The 20,117-nt window shown below is 37.8% G+C and carries 20 protein-coding genes; 11 read left to right on the top strand and 9 right to left on the bottom strand.

Annotated features, from left to right (window positions below; genetic code table 11):
* Positions 1–72 precede the first annotated feature (72 nt).
* A complete protein-coding gene (locus ACSKT4_RS16250) occupies positions 73–255 on the bottom strand; it encodes an SE1832 family protein (RefSeq protein ID WP_425516467.1) in 183 nt (60 codons plus the stop codon).
* Between the two features lie 95 nt (positions 256–350).
* On the opposite strand from ACSKT4_RS16250, the gene ACSKT4_RS16245 reads away from it, so the two are divergent.
* Positions 351–1,199: a GNAT family N-acetyltransferase gene (locus tag ACSKT4_RS16245; protein WP_186868274.1), complete on the top strand. Its 849-nt coding sequence runs from the start codon at positions 351–353 to the stop codon at positions 1,197–1,199.
* Between the two features lie 78 nt (positions 1,200–1,277).
* Here the strand turns inward: ACSKT4_RS16245 and ACSKT4_RS16240 are convergent, their stop codons facing one another.
* The gene (locus tag ACSKT4_RS16240; protein WP_343221410.1) at positions 1,278–2,366 is read right to left on the bottom strand and encodes an AI-2E family transporter; all 1,089 of its coding nucleotides are present in this window, start codon (positions 2,364–2,366) and stop codon (positions 1,278–1,280) included.
* A gap of 185 nt (positions 2,367–2,551) precedes the next feature.
* Between ACSKT4_RS16240 and ACSKT4_RS16235 the strand changes: the two genes are divergently transcribed.
* Complete coding sequence (locus ACSKT4_RS16235) at positions 2,552–4,285, top strand: phospho-sugar mutase (protein WP_186868275.1); 1,734 nt, start codon at positions 2,552–2,554, stop codon at positions 4,283–4,285.
* A gap of 74 nt (positions 4,286–4,359) precedes the next feature.
* Here ACSKT4_RS16235 and ACSKT4_RS16230 read toward each other — a convergent pair whose 3' ends face one another.
* The gene (locus ACSKT4_RS16230; protein ID WP_186868276.1) at positions 4,360–5,328 is read right to left on the bottom strand and encodes a DUF4003 family protein; all 969 of its coding nucleotides are present in this window, start codon (positions 5,326–5,328) and stop codon (positions 4,360–4,362) included.
* 153 nt (positions 5,329–5,481) lie between these two features.
* Here ACSKT4_RS16230 and chrA point away from each other — a divergent pair, with 153 nt between their 5' ends.
* The 4 genes from chrA to ACSKT4_RS16210 all read left to right on the top strand — a co-directional run bounded on the left by chrA (position 5,482) and on the right by ACSKT4_RS16210 (position 9,160).
* Positions 5,482–6,660 carry a chromate efflux transporter gene (chrA, locus tag ACSKT4_RS16225; RefSeq protein ID WP_186868277.1) on the top strand — a complete coding sequence of 393 codons (1,179 nt, stop codon included), beginning with the start codon at positions 5,482–5,484 and terminating at the stop codon, positions 6,658–6,660.
* 39 nt (positions 6,661–6,699) lie between these two features.
* On the top strand, positions 6,700–7,140 hold the full coding sequence (locus ACSKT4_RS16220) for an OsmC family protein (RefSeq protein WP_186868278.1): 441 nt from the start codon (positions 6,700–6,702) through the stop codon (positions 7,138–7,140).
* A 226-nt stretch (positions 7,141–7,366) separates the two neighbouring features.
* Entirely contained in the window at positions 7,367–8,761 is a 1,395-nt protein-coding gene (locus ACSKT4_RS16215) for an L-cystine transporter (RefSeq protein WP_186868279.1), read from the top strand.
* Between the two features lie 147 nt (positions 8,762–8,908).
* On the top strand, positions 8,909–9,160 hold the full coding sequence (locus ACSKT4_RS16210) for a hypothetical protein (RefSeq protein WP_186868280.1): 252 nt from the start codon (positions 8,909–8,911) through the stop codon (positions 9,158–9,160).
* A 30-nt stretch (positions 9,161–9,190) separates the two neighbouring features.
* Here the strand turns inward: ACSKT4_RS16210 and ACSKT4_RS16205 are convergent, their stop codons facing one another.
* Complete coding sequence (locus tag ACSKT4_RS16205; protein ID WP_211741115.1) at positions 9,191–11,002, bottom strand: DNA ligase D; 1,812 nt, start codon at positions 11,000–11,002, stop codon at positions 9,191–9,193.
* Between the two features lie 107 nt (positions 11,003–11,109).
* Here ACSKT4_RS16205 and ku point away from each other — a divergent pair, with 107 nt between their 5' ends.
* Entirely contained in the window at positions 11,110–11,949 is an 840-nt protein-coding gene (gene ku, locus ACSKT4_RS16200; RefSeq protein WP_465823676.1) for a non-homologous end joining protein Ku, read from the top strand.
* Positions 11,950–12,372: 423 nt separating this feature from the next.
* Positions 12,373–13,407, top strand: coding sequence for an acyltransferase family protein (locus ACSKT4_RS16195; RefSeq protein ID WP_343221411.1), 1,035 nt, complete (start codon positions 12,373–12,375; stop codon positions 13,405–13,407).
* A 160-nt stretch (positions 13,408–13,567) separates the two neighbouring features.
* On the opposite strand, the gene ACSKT4_RS16190 is transcribed toward ACSKT4_RS16195, so the two are convergent.
* On the bottom strand, positions 13,568–14,914 hold the full coding sequence (locus tag ACSKT4_RS16190; protein ID WP_186868283.1) for a YjiH family protein: 1,347 nt from the start codon (positions 14,912–14,914) through the stop codon (positions 13,568–13,570).
* A gap of 593 nt (positions 14,915–15,507) precedes the next feature.
* On the opposite strand from ACSKT4_RS16190, the gene ACSKT4_RS16185 reads away from it, so the two are divergent.
* Positions 15,508–15,810 (top strand): YwdI family protein, encoded by a 303-nt coding sequence (locus ACSKT4_RS16185; protein WP_339213080.1) that lies wholly within the window; start codon positions 15,508–15,510, stop codon positions 15,808–15,810.
* A gap of 18 nt (positions 15,811–15,828) precedes the next feature.
* Positions 15,829–16,197 (top strand): DUF423 domain-containing protein, encoded by a 369-nt coding sequence (locus tag ACSKT4_RS16180; RefSeq protein WP_186868284.1) that lies wholly within the window; start codon positions 15,829–15,831, stop codon positions 16,195–16,197.
* Here the strand turns inward: ACSKT4_RS16180 and ACSKT4_RS16175 are convergent.
* The 4 genes from ACSKT4_RS16175 to hemQ form a co-directional block, all read right to left on the bottom strand.
* Complete coding sequence (locus ACSKT4_RS16175; RefSeq protein WP_186868285.1) at positions 16,192–16,443, bottom strand: hypothetical protein; 252 nt, start codon at positions 16,441–16,443, stop codon at positions 16,192–16,194. The two genes, ACSKT4_RS16180 and ACSKT4_RS16175, sit on opposite strands and share 6 nt — an antisense overlap.
* A 219-nt stretch (positions 16,444–16,662) precedes the next feature.
* The gene (gene gerQ / locus ACSKT4_RS16170) at positions 16,663–17,139 is read right to left on the bottom strand and encodes a spore coat protein GerQ (RefSeq protein ID WP_186868286.1); all 477 of its coding nucleotides are present in this window, start codon (positions 17,137–17,139) and stop codon (positions 16,663–16,665) included.
* 24 nt (positions 17,140–17,163) lie between these two features.
* Positions 17,164–17,586: a cell wall hydrolase gene (locus ACSKT4_RS16165; protein WP_186868287.1), complete on the bottom strand. Its 423-nt coding sequence runs from the start codon at positions 17,584–17,586 to the stop codon at positions 17,164–17,166.
* Positions 17,587–17,973: 387 nt separating this feature from the next.
* Complete coding sequence (gene hemQ, locus ACSKT4_RS16160) at positions 17,974–18,723, bottom strand: hydrogen peroxide-dependent heme synthase (protein ID WP_186868288.1); 750 nt, start codon at positions 18,721–18,723, stop codon at positions 17,974–17,976.
* Positions 18,724–19,015: 292 nt separating this feature from the next.
* Here hemQ and pta point away from each other — a divergent pair, with 292 nt between their 5' ends.
* A complete protein-coding gene (gene pta, locus ACSKT4_RS16155) occupies positions 19,016–19,987 on the top strand; it encodes a phosphate acetyltransferase (RefSeq protein ID WP_465823675.1) in 972 nt (323 codons plus the stop codon).
* Positions 19,988–20,117: the final 130 nt, after the last annotated feature.

Raw genomic sequence — 20,117 nt, 5'->3', positions numbered from 1 at the left:
CTAGCTTAAGTGGTAGCATTTATCAAATAAAGCACTGTAGATATCACAATTTACAGTGCTTTTATATAAGCTTTATTCAAATGCTTCTAGTTTTTTATAAACCTCGGCAATTTCCTCTTCAATACGTACAAGTTGCTCCTGAGCAGAAGAAGCTCTGCCACGAACATACACTAATTTATCTAAATCGCTTTGAATTCGAACATAATCCGATTTAAGCTCATCTAATTTATCGTAAAGCTCTTTTTTTGTCATCATCATTCACCCCTTATGTTAAGTTTATCGTGTAGACCTTTACAAAACAATAAATTGATGTAAAATAAATTAAATTATCATATAAAGGGGTGTAATGCATGAAAGTACGATTAGAGTCTTCCATCAAGCGTTATCTAGAACGTGTAGAGGACTTGTTGCTAAATCAGGAAGTACTCAATAACTTAATGTTAGGCTTATTAGAAAGAGGAAAAGAAACAATCGGCGTATTCTCGGACGGTATTCGATTAGGATTAGTGGAAGAAGATGGAGAACCTATTTATGCTTTTATGCAAACTCCTCCAAATAAATGGATTCTTCCCAGTGTAGATGGTCCAACTGAACAAGTAATTCCAGCTATCGTTCACTATCTATACCGACATAAATATCCTGTTCCAGGTGTTCTTGGTCGAAGTGAGCAAGCGAATCAATTTGTAAGCCTCTGGAAGGAACTATCTGGGAAAAAAGCAACAATACATATGAAACAACTAATCTATCAATTGGACGAAGTGAAGGTCACACCAAATCCAGAAGGAAAACTTATTCTAGCGACTGACGCACATTTGTCTATCGTAAGAGAATGGCTATACCAATTTGGTGGACAAGCCAATGTGCCCATTTCTAAATCACGAGCAGATAGCATGGCGAGAACCTATATCCAAAATCAGTCCCTTTACCTTTGGAGAGTAAACGGGGAGGTTGTATCGATGGCAAATAACTCGCGAAAAACCAAAAACGGTGCAACGATTAATGCTGTCTTCACTCCGGATCAATATAAGCGAAAAGGCCATGCAACCAGCGTAGTAGCAGCGCTATCCCAAAAACTGCTAGATGATGGGTATACATTTTGTAGCTTGTATACCGATTTAGCTAATCCTACATCAAACAGTATTTACCGAAAAATCGGCTATTACGACATCGGGGAGTCCGTGGAGTACCATTTTGAATAATGGTTTGTGGAGTGGATTGAGGCAATCAAATATGCAATCATACGATAAAAAACAGCGACATAGCCCGTCGCTGTTTTTCTATAACAATGCATCCTCTTTATTTTTCCTAGTATCCTGGTAAGTTTCATAGAAATGCATGATGATAACCTTAACGACTGCATAGAATGGAACAGCTACTAGAATACCAATAAAGCCAGCAATACTACCTGCTGCTAGAATAATTGTAATAATCGTTAAGGGGTGAATTCGTAAGACATGCCCCATGATATTCGGTGAGATAAAGTTGCCTTCTATTTGTTGTGCGATGATCATAATCAACGAAATCCAAACGATATTCATTGGATCTTCGAATGCCCCAACAATCAATGCCGGTAAAACCGCTATAAATGGTCCTACAAACGGAACAACACACATAACCATTCCGAATAGTGCAAGCGATAAAGCGTAATTTAAGTCAATAATTAAATAACCAATAAATAGCATTACCCCAATACTTAGACTGATTAGCAATTGTCCTTGGATGTAAGCTGATAAGGTGTGGTCAATCTTTCGTAACAAATTACGTAGGTTGTTTGCCTTTTTGTCGGCAAAAATTTTCGTCACAAATGGTACGAATTTTTCCCCATCCTTTAACATGAAAAATAGGAAGAATGGGACTAAGACTAGGACGAAGACAAACCCAATTAACTGGCTAATAAAACTGAATAAGAAAGTCATAAAGCCTTCAATATAGGTTTGCATATTATCAATGAAATTATCCATGGTTTCATATACTTCTATTGGAATGATACTTTGGTTTGCTTGAACGTAGCGAATAACATCTTCTGCACCCTTCATCATGATCGGGATATTGTCAACGAATCTAGCGTATTGATCCTGTGCAATCGGGATAATGAAAATCGTGAAAAAATAAACGACTGCAATCAGTATGATAAATACTAATAGAATAGAAAGAATTCTTGGTACCTTGTATCGAATGAGGAGTTTCATAATTGGTCTAGTTAAATAGTAGAGTAATCCAGCTGCAATTAGTGGAAATCCTACTGCCCCAATATACTTTAGGACAGGATCAAAGATGAACCGGGTTAAATACACAAGATAGATTAATAGAAATACTAGAATCAAACCAACAAGAGTCTGAAACCAACGTTTATTAAACATATTCATCACACTTTCTACCTGTATAGGGTAATCATATAATAATTCGAACTTTTTCGCATTAGGAAATTACATCTTCTTATCTATCATTCTTTCCTAATAATAACAGAAATAAACGAAAAAAAGAGCAATTAGATTATTACTAGATTTTATGATAAAATTTGAACATATTATAGTGCTGGAGGCTTATGACAATGACGAACTGGAAGTCAGTCTATGAGAAATGGAATGCTTTCCAATCCCTAGATTCTCAATTAAAAAAAGAGCTAGATGACTTACAAACGAATCAAGAAAAATTAGAAGATGCATTTTATAAGGAACTAACATTTGGAACCGGTGGAATCCGTGGTGTATTAGGTGTTGGGACTAACCGCATGAATATATATACCATTCGTAAGGCAGTACACGGATTAGCGGAATATCTATTAAATAATGTAGTAAATGTCAAAGACCGTGGTGTCGTGGTAGCCTATGATTCACGGTATATGTCACGGGAATTCGCTATTGAAACAGCTAAAACACTTGGTGTGTTTGGAATCAGAACCTATGTATTTAAAACAATTAGACCTACTCCGCTTCTATCGTTCGCTGTTCGCTTCTTAGGGACAGCAGCAGGCGTGATGATTACGGCAAGTCACAACCCACCTGAATATAATGGCTTTAAGGTATATAACGAAGATGGTGGACAAATGGTCCCGAATGAAGCAAATAAAATAATCGAGGCCATTCAACAAATAGAAAACGAACTAGAAATTCCTGTTGTTGAACAGGAAGTTTTAGAGCAACAAGAATTATTAATATGGATTGATGAAGAAGTAGATAATGCCTATTTGCAACAGCTTAAACAAATTACCAAGCTTCCAGTTGAGGAAGTGAAGCAAGAAAAAGACTTAAATATTGTATTTACACCTCTACATGGAACAGCATACAGCTTGGTTACGAAAGGATTAGAACAGCTAGCGTTTACGAATGTATCCGTAGTAGAGGAACAGGCAAAGCCCGATCCAGAATTTTCAACAGTAGCGTCTCCTAACCCTGAAGAACATCAAGCATTCTCCATGGCTATTGAACTTGGGAAAAAGGTGGATGCAGATATTCTATTAGGGACTGATCCTGATGCAGATCGTTTAGGTGTTGCGGTTAAAAATGAAATAGGAGATTATACCGTACTTACAGGGAATCAGCTAGGAGCTCTCTTAGTGGATTATATTTTATCTCATACTAATAAAGTACTATTATCTAATTATCGTTTATTAAAAACAATCGTAACATCGGAGCTAGGACAGGCAGTAGCGAAATCGTATGGTGTGAAAACAATCAACACACTAACTGGATTTAAATATATTAGTGAGAAAATTCATCAATTTGATTCGACAGGTGAGGCATTTGCCTTTGGATATGAAGAAAGCTACGGCTATTTAATAAGTAGTTTCACCCGCGATAAGGATGCGGTTCAAGCAGCAGTAATGGCTAGTGAAATGGCTTACTATTGGAAGCAGCAAGGGAAGTCATTGCTTGATGCACTAGATGGATTATACGAAAAGCATGGCTATTATCGTGAAGGAATGTCTTCCCTAACCCTAGAAGGAATGGCAGGTACGGAAAAAATAGCCCTTATTATGAATACCATTCGTGAAAATTCGTTTAAGGAAATAGCAGGGTATAGAGTGGAACAAGTGGAGGACTACCTTGTAAGTGAACGTTATATCACATCTACAGGAGAAATAGAAACTATAGAGCTCCCACAAGAGAATGTATTGAAATTTATTTTGCAAAACAATAACTGGGTATGTCTGAGACCTTCTGGAACAGAACCCAAAATTAAATGCTATTTTGGAACATGTGGTGCAAGTCTATCAGAAAGTGAAGAAACATTAGGAGTGTTTAAAGAGAGAATAAATCAGGTGATTAATGAGATTATCTCTTAGATAGATGTTGTGATAAGGAAAGAATTGGGATAAAAAAGTCCTCCGTTCAAAGTTGAGCGGAGGACTTTTTTATGTTAATTTCCACTATTATTCGAGCTTGCAGCTGCAGTAGCGGTAACGGTTGCAATCATCACGGCTTGTTGTGCTTGTAAGATTGCCTCAAGAATTGTACTTAAACTCGTTTCAGCTAACCCGTTTTTCTCTATTTTTTCATTCATAAAGAAGCTCGCAGCTAGTATCAGATTTATATCTTTATACCATTTAAATTCCTTTTCCGAATTCAATTCCTCATAAAGGGAAAGAATCGGTCTTATATCATATTCCTCTGGAGGGAGTAATGCGAGCATTCCGATAATTGGATAATACATCTGTTTTGCTTTTATGTGTGCTTGAACAAAAGAATCCATGACATGGATGACCCGATTAATTAGCACATGCTTAGGAGCCTCTGTATTAAGAGCTAATATATGGCTTAGGAATTGTAAGTCATTACCTTTACGGAATCCATGTTTGGGAAGTTCGTTATAGAAATCTTCAATATGCTGAATAATACCTGTTCTATTTTCTAACGCAAGGAGTGTTGCCATTGGATAGTCACTACTTGTTGTTAAGAAGGCATGCTCACGTTTCATTCCATCATAAATTTCTTTAGCATGCAGAATGGTTACTCTTGGATCTAGCTGTCCATTGGTTAATAAAATGGTTGCTGCAATATAAGTGAATACGCCACTCCCAAATCTTGCTTCTCTAAATAAATCGTAAAGTTCATGAAGCTGATCGACCTTATCCTCCGGCCTTTCTAGTTTCACATCTAGCATAGCAGCTGTCGTAAATCTTGGATGTGAGCGAATGCTAGAGAAGAGACCTGCTTTCTTTTTGATGGCATCTGCTAATTGGAGAAAACGGTCCACATCTAGTGTTTTTTGATTAAGAACATATATAGAGGAAATGGTCATGAGAATTCGCTTGTCCGATACTTTCCACTTCATATGGCGTTTGAGTAAATCAAACGTTTGTTTATAAGAATCCAGTACGTTATTCAAAGGAATACTCCTTTCATTGGAAGGTAATTATATTACGAAATTGGTAGCTGAATAGTTTCACGTTACTTGTACTTTGTAAATTTTAAGTAAATTTGAAGCGGAATTCGGGTAGAATATGTTACCTTAGAAAAAATAAAACGTTTGGAGGTAACGATGAAGAGAAATTCATTATTAGAGATATTTGGAACTTCCTTAAAGCTAGGACTCACTTCTTTTGGTGGACCAGTGGCACATCTAGGCTTTTTTAAAAATGAATATATTGACAAGCGAAAATGGCTTGATGATAAGACCTATGCCGATATTATTGCGCTATGCCAGTTTCTTCCTGGACCGGCAAGTAGCCAGGTCGGTATTGCTATTGGAATGTTGCGTGGTGGATTGTTGGGGGGGGTTGTTTCTTGGTTCGGATTTACGATGCCATCTGTTCTCGTCTTAATCCTGTTTGCATTAGCATTCCAATCCTTTTCCTTAGGAGATGCGACGTGGATCGCAAGTTTAAAAATTGTAGCTGTAGCAGTAGTACTACATGCTGTGTTAGGGATGGGGAAGAATCTGGCTCCTGACAAGCCCCGTATTGCCATTAGCGTTATGGCAATGTTAGTCATGTTATTATTTCCTTCTGCTATTATACAAATTGCGATTATTATAGGTGCTGCTATTATTGGTTATTTTCTTTTTTCTAAGCATGCCGTGTCAAACGTAACATCTTTTTCCATGTCGATATCAAAAAAACAAGGTATTATTTCATTAGCCATATTAGTCATTCTATTAATTGGACTGCCTATTTTGGCACAGGTGATGAACAATCAATATGTAAGTATAGCTGATACATTCTTCCGAGTTGGTTCCATTGTATTTGGTGGAGGACATGTGGTATTACCGTTATTAGAACAAGAGGTTGTCCCGAATGGATTAGTAACAAGCAGTGAATTTCTTGCTGGTTATGGTATGGCTCAAGCTGTACCTGGTCCGTTATTTACATTTGCCAGTTACCTTGGAACGATGATTAGTGGTCTTGTAGGGGGAATCATTGCGACGGTAGCTATGTTTTTACCATCATTTCTTCTTATCATTGGTGCACTTCCTTTCTTAAGTGAACTGCGCAAGCACAAGCGCTTCCAGGGGATTTTAACAGGAGTCAATGCAAGTGTAGTCGGTATTTTACTAGCCGCATTCTATGATCCTGTTTTTACTAGCTCCATTACAAATGCAGCGAGCTTCTCGTTAGCAGCGATTTTATTCGCCCTAATGTATTTCTGGAAAACTCCTGCGTGGATGATTGTAATTATTGGAGTTGTATTAGGAGAGATTATGCATTACTTTTTCATTTAAAGAAGTATTCCGTTAGAATGAATAATGAGGTGAGTTAAGATGGCAGAACATCATTTTCATTTAAAAGCGGATTGGCCAGGCGGACGAAATAGTGAGGGATATATTGACGCAGGAAATTTAAAGACGAAGATTTCCATTCCTACTGAAATGGATGGCCCAGGTGTTGGGACAAACCCAGATGAAATGCTGCTTGGTGCCGCAGCTACTTGCTATATTATTACCTTAGCAGCGATGATGGAACGAGCCAATTTACCATTAAAAGAGATGGCTTTAGAGTCAGAAGGGATTGTCGATGTAACAAATGGTGTATTTACATATAAAAAAATTATACACCGACCTACCGTTTCATTAACAAGCCAGGCAAGTGAGAAGGATTATGAAGTATTGGAAAAGTTAATTCAAAAAGCAGAAAAAAGCTGTATGATATCTCGAGCAATTCAAGGTAATGTGGATCTGGAACTACAATATCATATTTTATAAAAAATAGGGGGACACTACGTATACGCGTAGTGTCCTTCATTTTGCCAGTAGTGGTAATAGCTAATTACATTACTTTTTGTCAGTATAGTTGAATTCATTCTCTTGACACTTGGTGAAAAACGATGTATCTTATTCAAGTCATACTAATTTTATCGGATTTATCAATTTTAGTAGCGATAGTTATGTAGAAGACATAACTTATTAAAAATTAGAGGGGGATTTATACATGGACTGGATGGTCATTTTAAATATTGCCGTATTACTCGTTATTATTGGTTTATTAGTTTATATGCAACGCAAACATGTTTCCTTTACGAAACGAGTATTTACAGGTCTAGGATTAGGGATTGTACTAGGGGCGTTATTACAATGGATTTATGGAAGTGGATCTGACACGCTTGCTTTAACGACAGATTGGTACAGTATCGTTGGGAGAGGATATATTAACTTCCTAATGATGATTGTTGTGCCGTTGGTTATGATATCGATTATCCAAGCAATTACAAACCTTGAGAAAACAGCGCAGCTTGGTAAAATGGCTAGTTGGATTATTGGACTTCTCATTGTTACGACAATGGTAGCTGCTCTAGTCGGGGTTGCTGCGGCAACTATTTTTGATTTAAATGCAGAAGAAATTACAGCAGGGCAAGCAGAACAAGATCGTGCTGCTTCACTGGAAGAACGTTATTCGTCTGATGTAGAAGGAGTTACAACACCACAGCGTATTTTAAACTTTATTCCGTCTAATATCTTCTTAGATATGACAGGAGCTCGTTCAACATCTGTTATTGCGGTCGTAATCTTCTCCATCTTTGTTGGGGTTGCCGTTCTTGGATTACGTCGCAAAAATCCAGAACAAGCGGAGACCTTTACGAAGATGGTTAATGCGGTATATGGTGTTGTCATGCGTATTGTGACTCTAGTATTACGTTTAACACCATACGGTATTTTAGCCTTGATGGCGAATACAGTAGCTACAACAGATTTTGCAGGAATTTTACAGCTTGGTAAGTTTGTGTTAGCATCTTACTTAGCATTAGCCATTATGTTTATTATTCACCTAGTATTAGTAGGTGTGTTTGGTTTAAATCCGATAAATTATGTAAGAAAAGTATTACCTGTACTAAGCTTTGCCTTTACTTCACGTTCAAGTGCTGGAACGATTCCGTTAAATGTTTCTGCTCAGAAAAATGCACTAGGTGTAGAAGAGGGTATTGCCAATATGTCCGCATCGTTCGGTGCGACTATGGGGCAAAATGGATGTGCCGGTATTTACCCTGCCATGCTAGCGGTCATGATCGCGCCATCTGTTGGAATTGATCCATTAACTTGGGAATTCTTAGTTCCACTGGTATTAATTATTGGCTTTAGCTCATTCGGAATCGCTGGTGTTGGTGGTGGAGCAACATTTGCTGCACTTATCGTTCTTTCCTCTATGGGATTACCAGTTGGATTAGCGGGTCTATTGATTTCAATTGAAGCATTCATTGACATGGGACGTACGGCTTTAAATGTTAATGGTGCAATGGTTACTGGTACGTTAACATCAAGAATACTTGGAAACTTTAATAGTAAAGTATTTAATGATAAAACCGCGATTGAAGAAGCAAAATCACTATAAGATAACAAGAACCGTTCCTATATTAACTAGGAACGGTTCTATTTTTGTTAGACGAAAAGTAAAGTATATTTACATAGTAAAAAATGATGCCACCCTTACAATATACGACCTTCAATATTTTAATGATAAGAAGGGATGGATGTGTAGTTGAAACGAAATGTTTTTGCAATGCTTGTTTCACTAATTTTTCTATTTGCATTACCAACTAGTTACGGAATGGCGGAAAAGAGCGCTGATGAATGGAATAGGTTAGAAGAAGAAAAAGTGAATCAAGGGGTAGAACTAGAAAATTCAAATCCTATCATTTTTATTACGATTATGGTGCTATTGATAGGAGCAATTTTAAGGGTGTGGAATGTGATTTACAAGAAAAGAAGAAACAATCAAGGTGGAAACTAGTTAATAGTTGCCACCTATATATCCCGCTTACTATTGGATTAAATTTAGCACAAGCTCCATATTTTGCTCTTCCCCAACTAAGAAATAATCCTGAAATGGACAACCGTTTTGTTTAACCCTCTCTACTACATTTTTTATCGTGAACATTTCTGGTCGTAAAGCATCTGTTACTTCCTCCCAGTACAGAGGTGTTGCTACGGTTCCTTCTGCCGTTTTTCTTGTTGAATAAGGAGCAATTAATGTCTTATCCTTTCCGTGCTGAACGTAATCGATATAGAGCCTACCGTTTCGTTTGTTTTTCATTCTTTCTGTAGTAAACAGATCGGGATGCTGACTTTCTACCGTGTAGGCTATTGCTTGGGTGAATACTCCGGTATCTTCATATGTCATACTTTGCTCTGGAATTGGAATATGGACTTGGAGGCCTTTATTTCCAGAGGTTTTAATAAAGGATTTAAGTTGTAAGTCATCAAGCAACTGTTTAATAATGCGAGCTGCTTTAATCGCCCAAACAAATTCATCTCTACTTGGTGGATCCAAATCAAACACAATCTCGGTTGGCTTCTTGCTCGTTACGAATTGGAATGGAACATGATATTCCAATGTACCATGATTAGCAAACCATAATAACGATTCAAGTGAATCACATACCATGATTTTCTCATCGCCTTCTCCAATCCCTGTAATAAAATCCGGTGCATAGGAGGGGAGATGCTTTTGGAAAAAAGACTCACCATCAACACCATCTGGACAACGTATAGTGGTAAGTGCTCGACTCTTTAAGAAAGGTAACATGTACGGAGATATTTCGCGAATATAGCGTAAGAAATTTCCTTTAGTAAGACCAACCGCGGGCCAATATAATTTGTCTGTATTTGCAAACTCAATTACGCTAGGCAGCATAGCTAAATCCAGTTCTAGTCTCCCTATCGTGCATTCAGTTGGCTTTATCTCTGTAGCAATCCGGTTAAATTCTGGTTCGCGGAGCTCACCTTGGTAAATATCTAAGGTGTGTATCGCGGCACAGACTGCAGGTGGAAGGGTATAGTTTACGCCATTCTTTTTACCATTTTCGATAAACAATTTCTTCACCGTATCAAAATCTGTATCTGGTAGTCCATGCTTACATTTGCCAACAGAATATAATGCTTCCTCATCAAAGACCTGTACAGTGAAATAATCGTTTTTGCTGTCATATGCCGTCAGGAAAGCATGTATCAATCGCCAATTCTTAATCTTGTACCAATCTTGATGAGCTTTTCCAGGGCGGTAGGGACTCTTTTTCCGTTTGGCAATGATCCCTTCCCCTTTATGGTTAAAGACGACTTTCCATAACTCGTCAGGATCTTCAAAAGCTTTCACATAACCAATCCGATTCCCCGCATGACGACATATTTTTCCTTTGTCGAAGAATGATGATAATGCACTTTTTCTAGTCTCATAAGGCTTTTTAGATATGTCGGATCCTGCCAATACGAACAAATCAAATGCCAGTAGGGTTGCGGGTCTTGATTGTGCAGCTTTTTGGATAGATTCTTTATTCTTTAAGCGACCACGCTTTTGAATAAGGGAGAAGTTGGACTGGTATGGATTATTTAAAATAACAAGTTCCCCATCTATGCTTACTGGAAGTTGCTTTTTAACTATTGCTGCTTTCTCCCTGCAATAAGCAATAATTTCTGGAAATTGTGGAGTAAGGTCTTTTTTATTTTTACTGATAAGTTTAATATCGCCATTATCTCCCCAATGGAGGACACAGCGAAATCCGTCATATTTCACTTCATATAGCCAGTCTTCACCCTTTGGAATATCCTTTGTCGCGATTGGTTTCATAACATCCATAGGAATAACTCCCTTCCATAATAGGATGGTTGAAATAATGATAAAATAATCATCCAACGATTAAAAATCATGAACTTCGACAAACTATGAAAAAGGGAGGATTTCGAATGCATACGATGTGGAAGGGAACTATTAGCTTTGGGCTAGTGAATATACCTGTAAAAATGCACGCTGCAACGGAGAATAAAGATGTTTCCTTAAGACAGCTTCATAAGGAATGTAAGTCGCCTATTAAGTATGAGAAAGTATGCCCTGTCTGTGAAAAAGAAGTTGGAACAGAGGATATTGTCAAAGGGTATGAATATGCGAAAAATAAATTTGTTATTCTAGACGAAGAAGATCTGGCGGAGTTAAAAAAGGAGCAAGAGGATAAGGCAGTAGAAATAATTGATTTTGTAAAGTTGGAGGATATTGATCCAATTTACTTTGAAAAGAGTTACTATCTGTCGCCTAATGAGGGTGGCAGTAAGGCATATGGGTTATTACGAGCAGCCCTGGAAGAAAGCGGGAAAATCGGTGTAGCCAAAATGATGATTCGTTCTAAAGAGCAGTTAGCGGTCATTCGTATTTATAAAAATGCATTAGTTGTAGAGACCATTCATTATCCCGATGAAGTTAGGGATGTGAAAGAGGTTCCAAATATTCCTGAAAATGTAGAACTTGCCAAAAAAGAATTAGATACAGCTAAGATGTTAATCGACCAACTTACAACTGAATTTGAACCTGACAAATATAAGGATGAATACCGAACAGCATTGGTAGAATTAATTGAAGAAAAGAAAAATACCGACCAAACCACTACTGCAAAGGACAAGCCAAACCCAGACAATGTTACAGACTTGATGGGAGCTCTACAAGCATCATTAGATCGAGCTAAAAAGGATAAACCAAAGCCATCACAACCTAAGAAGAAAAAAGGAACCACTAAAAAGAAAGCAGCACAGTAAGTTAGACCCTCACTTATATGGTGAGGGTTTCTGTTTGAGCAGGGGGGGATGGGCCCTTGGGGAAGGAGATGCGCCTGTGGGGAAGTGAGATAAGCCCAAAGTGAAAACATATGCCTCCATCCGAAAGCAGGATGCGCCGCCCCGAAGCAAGATGGGCCCAAAGAGAGAAGAGAAGCGCCCGTCCCGAAGCAAGATAGGCCCAAAATGAAAAGAGATGCTCCCGAGCGAAAGGAAGATAGACCCAAAGAGAGATAACCCTACCCCGTAGAAAGGTCCCCCACCCGAAAAGCCCTCTACCTTCCAAATTAATCTAATTACACAGATTACAGTCCATTTTCAATCTTTCATTGCCTTTACATGTTGTTAACAACCCCTCTAAATCGTGTTGGAATATGCGTATTTTTGTTTTGAAGCGGGTAAAGAATGATTAAGATTTTGCTTGAAATAATTAGTAAAGGAATGAGAGCCATGGAACGAAACGCCTTTTTTGACAATGCAAAAGTACTTTTAATCTTCTTAGTGGTGTTTGGGCATGTTATCCAGCCTTATATTGACGGTTCAGCGGGGATACATACGCTGTATACGTGGATTTATACGTTTCATATGCCAGCATTCATATTCTTATCTGGATTCTTTGCTAAAGGTTTTGGGAATAAAGGGTATATTATCAATTTAGCTAAAAAGCTCTTACTTCCATATGTAATCTTTCAATTAATCTATTCTTCCTACTATTATTTAATTGGGAAATCAAATTGGTTAACAGACATATTTTACCCACATTGGTCATTGTGGTTTTTAATTAGTTTATTTAGTTGGCATATGTTATTAATCTTATTTAAGAGGCTACCAGCGTATGCTAGTTTACTAGTTGCAATATTATTTGGCATAACAGTTGGCTATTTAGCGGCAATTGGCCATTCATTTAGTTTATCTAGGACATTTGTGTTCTTTCCATATTTCTTGTTAGGTTATTGGTTGAAGGAAGAGCATGTAATGATGTTGAAGCGTAAGAGCGTGAAAATAGTATCGGTTATGGTGATGGTGTTCATCGCTGTTGGAATATATTTTGCGCCTGACATTAATACTGGTTGGCTGCTTGCTTCTAAATCTTACTTTGATCTTGGAATGACGGAATTTGGTGGGGTAGCAAGACTGTTAGTGTATGCAACCTCAACCTTAATGGCAGCGAGTGTTCTTGCGTGGATTCCGACTAAACGGAATAGCATGACTAAACTAGGAGAAAGAACGCTATATGTCTATCTATTGCATGGCTTTATTATTCAATATTTCCGTGCTTATGATATCTTCCAAGTGAGTAGTCCCCTTGATGTGATAGGGCTTGCCGGAGTTTCCTTGCTCATCGTGTTAGCTCTTTCTAGTAAACCGGTGCTGGTGATGAGTCAGCCATTAATTGAATGTAATATGACTAATATGAAAAAAATGGTAAAAAGTTATTAGCCTGTTGAAACTTTCTTCCAACTTAATACGTATATATAAGTAGCCCCCCTTTTTCTAGAAATAATAATAATCCCGTATCACGGATAATGTGATACGGGATTATTTGCTTTAGTTTAGGGAGGTTGCCCAAATTGACGTAGAATGCCCACTTGACTTCAAGTTAGAAAATAATATGTGCCATTAGTACGATAATTGGTAAAGTAATAAGCGTTCGAAGCAGGAAGATAACGATTAGGTCTTTGAACGAAACTGGTACTTTGGAGCCTAGTAAAAGTCCCCCCACCTCTGACATGTAGATTAATTGTGTAACAGACAATGCCGCAATAATAAATCTTGTGATTTCCGCCTCTATCGATGAACCGATAAGGGATGGCAGGAACATATCAGCAAATCCAATTAGAATCGTTTCAGATGCTTCTTGTGCAAATGGTACTTGCATTAGCTCTAATATCGGAATAAACGGCATACCTAACCATTGGAATACGGGTGTATATTCCGCAATGATAAGGGCAACTAAACCGAAAGCCATTACGACAGGAGCAACGCCCATCCACATATCTAAAACGTTCTGGCTACCTTCCTTGACAAACTGGTAAACACTAGATTCTTTTTTCGCACGATCAACTGCCTTTTTATAACCAAAGGACAAAGAGTTATGTCCTTCTGGAATTGCTTCTTCAATCCCGGAAGCTTGTTCATTAATATACGTATCCGCTTTTCGTGAAAGTGGAGGGATTCTTGGCATTACTAATGCTGCAACTAGTCCGGCAATCAGAATCGTGATATAGAATGGAACAAACATATGACTAAGATTGACTTGAGCAATGACTACTAAAGAAAATGTAATCGAAACAACTGAAAAGGTAGTACCAATAACGGCAGCTTCACGCTTCGTATAGTATCCATCCTCATATTGTTTACTAGTAAGAAGAACTCCGATAGTACCATCACCAATCCAAGATGCTAATGCATCAATTGAGGATCTACCTGGTAGCTTAAATAATGGGCGCATGATCTTTGTTGCGAGTGTACCGAATAATTCCATTAGTCCAAAGTTCATTAACAACGGTAGGAAAATACCAGCAAACAAAAAGACGGCAAACAATACGTGCAATAGATCATCTAATAATAATTGACCTGTATCTTCACTATGGATTGCCTCGGGTCCAATTTTAAAATAAACCATAATAGCAAAGGCAGCTGCAAGGACTCTAGCAATTGTCCAAAACCAATTAACATAAAGTAGTTTTTTAAAAAATGGAGTTTTGGCTAAAGCATCAATACCAATCACTCTTGCAAGAATGGTTAATACTGCTGTTAAAGAAATGATGATCATCATGATTAGTGATAATTGTCCAGCAAGCACATCTTGTACCCAATTTGCTAAGATTGCAATCGGGATGGAAAATCCATCAGCTGTTTTTACTGGAATCATAAAAAAGAAAATACCTAGAAGCGAGGGGATTATAAATTTTAGCTGCTCCTTGAGAGTGTAAGAATGTTTCATGGCAAACCACCTTGTTCATATGTTTAGTATTAGTATATTAAAATAATAGTAATTAAATCACTGTTAATAGTATAAGTTCCGCATATATATTTGTCAAAATGAATTTTTATTAAAAAGCTAGTTTGCTAGAAGGAAATCTGGGTAAAAACGAACAGTTATTGCAGCAGAGAATGGTACTTTTATATTGCTGTATTTTTCCACTATCTATTATTTTTTAGTTATTAATCACTATTTGATTAAAAACATGTTGAGTGTATATTCTAAAAATTGTAATATATAATTGATGGTTTATACGAAAGGGGACCAGTAGCGTATGAAACACTATTTGCAAATGCATAAAGACATAGAAGGTAAACTAGATCGCAAGCTTAGTAGTGATGAGATTAAATTTTTGCAATGGGTTTTTAGTCGCTATTTAGAAGAGAATAAGGATCAAAGTGCGTAACTTTGCCTTTTCCCTAATGACGTAAGTACAAGTCTTGAGGTGCTCAAGGCTTTTTTAATTTTCCTGGAAGAAGTCTATTTTACTTTATGATGGTAATACTTTTCGGTATGATAAAGAAGAATGATTAAGAAAAAGAGGAGTGTCACAAGTGGCCGTTGCAAATGAGCGGATTCTACAGAAAATGATGCTAGAACTAAAGCAGGCAATGCAGAATCAGCATAACCAACCAGAAATGCTTAAGAATATAGAAAATATACGTTTATTATGTGATTTATTTTTACCAGAAAGCCAACCACAACCAACAGAGGAAAAAACAGATGCGATTAGTGAGGAAGAATTAAAAGCAATGATAGGAGAAACACCAAAAGCAAAGTCAACTTCACAACAGACCTTTAAACGATCAATCGAGCTCGATGATGAAGGCAATGGTGATTCGATTTTTGATTTTTAATAGGGAGTGTACAAAGAGATGAAGATCTTTTTAATATTGGGTGTAATTAATGGTTTTCTAGCTGTAGCCCTTGGTGCATTTGGAGCACATGGACTGGAAGGTAAGCTAACAGAAAAAGCTTTACGTACATGGGAAAAGGCTGTTACATATCAGATGTTCCATACCGTAGCATTGTTTGTAACAGGATTAATTGGATGGAAACTACAGTCCGGAAGCTTGTCTTGGGCTGGGTGGTTATTCTTTATTGGGGTTGTCCTATTTTCAGGTAGCCTATATATCTATTCCACTACAGGCATTAAAACCTTCGCTATGATAACCCCTCTTGGCGGGGTAGCATTTTTAATTGGATGGATTTTACTGGGATATACGATTATCAAGTTCCTATAAGAAAATGAATAGGAAAGTGGTTAATAGAAACAGGATTGCCGCTCTTAGCATTTGTTTGACACCGTGGTTTGGATTGCGCATATTCATGGCGATGAGTCCGTCAAACACAAGGCTTGCTGCTAGTAGGTAAAGGCAAATAACGATAAGTAAAAAAACGCCTTGTATTAATGCGATAAGTCCGCAAACTATGGCGAGTCCAATTGCAACCAGTTCACCTTGTATAAATTTATTATATGGATGTCGCATATAAAGTCGCCTCGCAAATAACGTGATGTAAAAAGGCTGGGACATAACTACAAGAATTAAATGTAAAACCGAATGATACACGATACTAGCTCCGGAAATATACCTAGACTCCTACGGGAGGATAGGCATAGGTGAGACCCCGCAGTGCGAAGCCTCACCAGCCGCCCGTGGAAAGCGAAGTATATTTCCGGAGCTAACTAGTTGTATGCAAATCGTTGTTTATCTTGGTGGGAAGGTAGCTAGATTTGGGTTAGTTCCATAAGGGTATTCATAATTTAGTTCTTCATCGAATGTAATATAATCCAAATACACCATCAGTAATAAGTAGCGCTTCCCGGTTTGTGGATCACTAAGTATGATATGATCTCGACCAGCGGCCTCAATCACCCCTCTAAAGATTTTGGCGTTCCACTCTGGATTGTTTTCAAACGTCATATAAACGGTCGCAACTTTGCCGCGATTTAGACGTAAGATATTCTCGATGTAAGATTGCTCCGCTGGTAGCATTCCTGGAACATCAATAAATGGTGATTGTTGTTGCTGTTGCTGTTGACCGGGCTGTTGCTGTGGAAATCCAAATTGGCGATATGGAAATGCTGGATAAAATGCTGGAGAAGTTGGTGGGAAATAGTAATAAGGTTGTTGGCTATAGCTTGCATTTTGTTGAGACTTTCCTTGGTTGTTATGATCAGACATTCTATAAAACCTCCTAAAAATTATTTAAAATACAGTTGGACAATCTTCGGCGGATGGGGCGAAGAAGCAATGTGCTTTAAACCTTCCACTGTTCCATTGGTTATACCATTGAGCTGGACAAGCTCCATCAGGTCTAAAAAACCATAAAGCATTACTCGCAGGATGGAACCTTTCCCCTTGAATCGTCCGGCGAGCTAATCGCTTTTCAGACTCTCGCGCCCGCTGATAAAAATATCCCTTAATAGTGGCTTCAAAGCCACCAGGCTGTTGATATACCATATCATGAATACTTCTTATATCTACAAAATCAAGACAGTCAGCTCGAACACGGTTTACCCCTACATTTCCAACCATTAACATTCCTTGTTTGCCATCACCTTCTGCTTCAGCACGTATTAGACGTGCCAATAGATCAATATCGCTCTCGTTATGTGATATTACCGCCATTAGTACACCTCATTTCTATCCAAGGTCTACTATGATTATATGTATGTATGGGTGGGAAGTGATATGCCTAGATATTTTTTAGAAAATTTATAGTGGGATCGAGGTAGGGGAGAGAGTAAAAGTTTGGCGATGAGATAAATGGGTATGTTTCTCTTGTGGTTGATATAATTTTCAGCTAGTATAATTTTCCTGTTAGGTAGCTACTACGATTAGCAATTCGCATAAGAGGTAAATCTTTGAAGCCAGGGTAGGGAATCCCTCTACTACATTATCCTACATATTAGACACAGTCCTGATTTTGACAAAATCTTTGTATTTTCATCAAAACTTGTAAAAACCGCATAGAAAAAGACTTCCTGTCGAAACAGAAAGTCTTCTTTATTCGTCTTATACTTCCAAGAATTTAGCGATTTCTTCTTTTTTCAATAAGTTGCCGACAAAGAATTCACCGAACTCACCATAGCGTGAGCTAACTTCATCGAAACGCATTTCGTATACAATTTTTTTGAATTGTAATGGCTCGTGAGCGAATAAGGTTACGCCCCATTCCCAATCATCTAGACCTATAGAACCAGTGATGATCTGTTTTACTTTACCAGCATATTTACGACCTGTTTTACTGTGCTCATAAAGTAATTTACCACGAACATCTTTTTCTAAGGTGTACCAGTTTTCATCTCCTACACGACGTCTATCCATTGGGTAAAAACAAACATGCTCCCATTTTGGTAAGATAGGTTTTAAGCGAGCTTGTGTCTCTGGTAATGTTTCAGGATCGATTCCATCCTTAGCAGGGCGATATTTAGAAAGCTCTACTACAGAAACGTACGAATGAGCAGGAGTTAGGAACTCAGCAAATTTAGATTTGTTTAATTCTGTTTCTAGCTCATTTAATTCTTCCATGGTTGGGCGGAGGAACATAAACATGAGGTCTGCTTTTTGACCGACAATTTTATACATGGCATGAGACCCGTTTTTTGCTTCCTCGACAGCATCCCATTTCGTAATGAGTGCTTCAAAGCTAGCAATAGCTTCTTTCTTTTCTTCTGGAGTTGCAGTTTTCCAGTAAGTCCAATCTATTGTGCGGAAATCATGTAGGCTATACCATCCATCCATTGTTTCGACAGCTTCTACCATATATATCTCTCCTTCGTAGTAATATCTATTTCATATGTTTACTATATCACAAATGAATGGCATAATCATGAAAGAGGGCTTCCTATTAAATGATGGAGGAACATTGATATATCAATGGTTAACCGGTTTTTTAGTAGGGTTGTCACCAGATTGTCGATTTCTTGCTGAGTCATTTCATTTCATTCTAGGGCATTTTATACTATGATGATAATTGGTTTAAACAACACGATATGTGCAACTTTTACATCATGTTGATACATATTAAGTACATACAACAATTGGAGGTAAGATAATGAGTAACTTATTTGATGAGGTAAAATCACAGATTAACGGCAAAAATAAATCAATCGTTTTTCCAGAAGGATTAGATGAGCGTGTTCTTACCGCTGCTAGTAAGCTAGGAACGGAGGGAGTACTGAACCCTATCGTTATTGGTGACAAGGATGCAGTACAACAAAAGGCTTCTGAATTAAATGTCGATTTAAGTGCAACAACTGTTCTTGACCCAAACAGCTATGAAAAATTTGACGATATGGTACAGGCTTTTGTCGAACGTCGAAAAGGGAAGGCAACAGAAGAAGATGCACGAAAAATGTTAATGGATGAAAATTACTTCGGTACGATGTTAGTGTACATGAATGAAGCAGATGGTCTTGTAAGTGGGGCTGCCCATTCAACAGCAGACACGGTACGACCAGCACTACAAATCATTAAAACAAAAGAAGGCGTGAAGAAAACGTCTGGTGTATTTATCATGGTTCGTGGCGATGAAAAATATGTGTTTGCAGATTGTGCTATCAATATCACACCAGATAGTAATGATCTAGCAGAAATCGCTGTGGAGTCTGCGGTAACAGCTAAATTATTCGGGGTGGATCCTATAGTAGCAATGCTAAGCTTTTCTACAAAGGGCTCTGCGAAGTCACCAGAAACGGAAAAAGTGGTGGAAGCATTACAGATTGCTAAGGAAAAAGATTCTTCTCTTGTAATTGATGGCGAATTCCAATTTGATGCTGCATTTGTTCCGAGTGTTGCAGCGAAAAAGGCACCAGATGCAGTTATTCAAGGGGATGCGAACGTATTTGTTTTCCCTAGTCTAGAAGCTGGAAATATTGGATATAAAATTGCCCAACGCTTAGGTGGATTTGAAGCAGTTGGTCCAATCCTACAAGGATTAAATAAGCCTGTAAATGACTTGTCACGTGGATGTAGTGCAGAGGATGTTTATAACCTTGCATTAATCACCGCTGCTCAAGCATTGTAATAAGAGAAAAGCCTGTTATAGAAAAATATCTATTGGCACTTACCCCCAAAAGTTAGAGTAGTATATCTAACTTTTGGGGGTGTTTTTTATGTCCAAATATAGTGAGGAATTTAAAATAAAGCTTGTTATT

The sequence above is a fragment of the Ornithinibacillus liuyingii genome, from assembly GCF_055550225.1.
The sequence above is the reverse complement of the archived record's forward strand: the minus strand, read 5'-3'. Positions and strand labels throughout refer to the sequence as shown.

Bases quoted from the DNA above. Each gene is read 5' to 3' on its own strand.
- ACSKT4_RS16250 (WP_425516467.1), bottom strand. From the start codon at position 255: ATGATGACAAAAAAAGAGCTTTACGATAAATTAGATGAGCTTAAATCG.
- ACSKT4_RS16245 (WP_186868274.1), top strand. From the start codon at position 351: ATGAAAGTACGATTAGAGTCTTCCATCAAGCGTTATCTAGAACGTGTA.
- ACSKT4_RS16240 (WP_343221410.1), bottom strand. From the start codon at position 2,366: ATGAATATGTTTAATAAACGTTGGTTTCAGACTCTTGTTGGTTTGATT.
- ACSKT4_RS16235 (WP_186868275.1), top strand. From the start codon at position 2,552: ATGACGAACTGGAAGTCAGTCTATGAGAAATGGAATGCTTTCCAATCC.
- chrA (WP_186868277.1), top strand. From the start codon at position 5,482: ATGAAGAGAAATTCATTATTAGAGATATTTGGAACTTCCTTAAAGCTA.
- ACSKT4_RS16220 (WP_186868278.1), top strand. From the start codon at position 6,700: ATGGCAGAACATCATTTTCATTTAAAAGCGGATTGGCCAGGCGGACGA.
- ACSKT4_RS16215 (WP_186868279.1), top strand. From the start codon at position 7,367: ATGGACTGGATGGTCATTTTAAATATTGCCGTATTACTCGTTATTATT.
- ACSKT4_RS16205 (WP_211741115.1), bottom strand. From the start codon at position 11,002: ATGGATGTTATGAAACCAATCGCGACAAAGGATATTCCAAAGGGTGAA.
- ku (WP_465823676.1), top strand. From the start codon at position 11,110: ATGCATACGATGTGGAAGGGAACTATTAGCTTTGGGCTAGTGAATATA.
- ACSKT4_RS16195 (WP_343221411.1), top strand. From the start codon at position 12,373: ATGATTAAGATTTTGCTTGAAATAATTAGTAAAGGAATGAGAGCCATG.
- ACSKT4_RS16190 (WP_186868283.1), bottom strand. From the start codon at position 14,914: ATGAAACATTCTTACACTCTCAAGGAGCAGCTAAAATTTATAATCCCC.
- ACSKT4_RS16180 (WP_186868284.1), top strand. From the start codon at position 15,829: ATGAAGATCTTTTTAATATTGGGTGTAATTAATGGTTTTCTAGCTGTA.
- ACSKT4_RS16175 (WP_186868285.1), bottom strand. From the start codon at position 16,443: ATGCGACATCCATATAATAAATTTATACAAGGTGAACTGGTTGCAATT.
- gerQ (WP_186868286.1), bottom strand. From the start codon at position 17,139: ATGTCTGATCATAACAACCAAGGAAAGTCTCAACAAAATGCAAGCTAT.
- ACSKT4_RS16165 (WP_186868287.1), bottom strand. From the start codon at position 17,586: ATGGCGGTAATATCACATAACGAGAGCGATATTGATCTATTGGCACGT.
- hemQ (WP_186868288.1), bottom strand. From the start codon at position 18,723: ATGGTAGAAGCTGTCGAAACAATGGATGGATGGTATAGCCTACATGAT.
- pta (WP_465823675.1), top strand. From the start codon at position 19,016: ATGAGTAACTTATTTGATGAGGTAAAATCACAGATTAACGGCAAAAAT.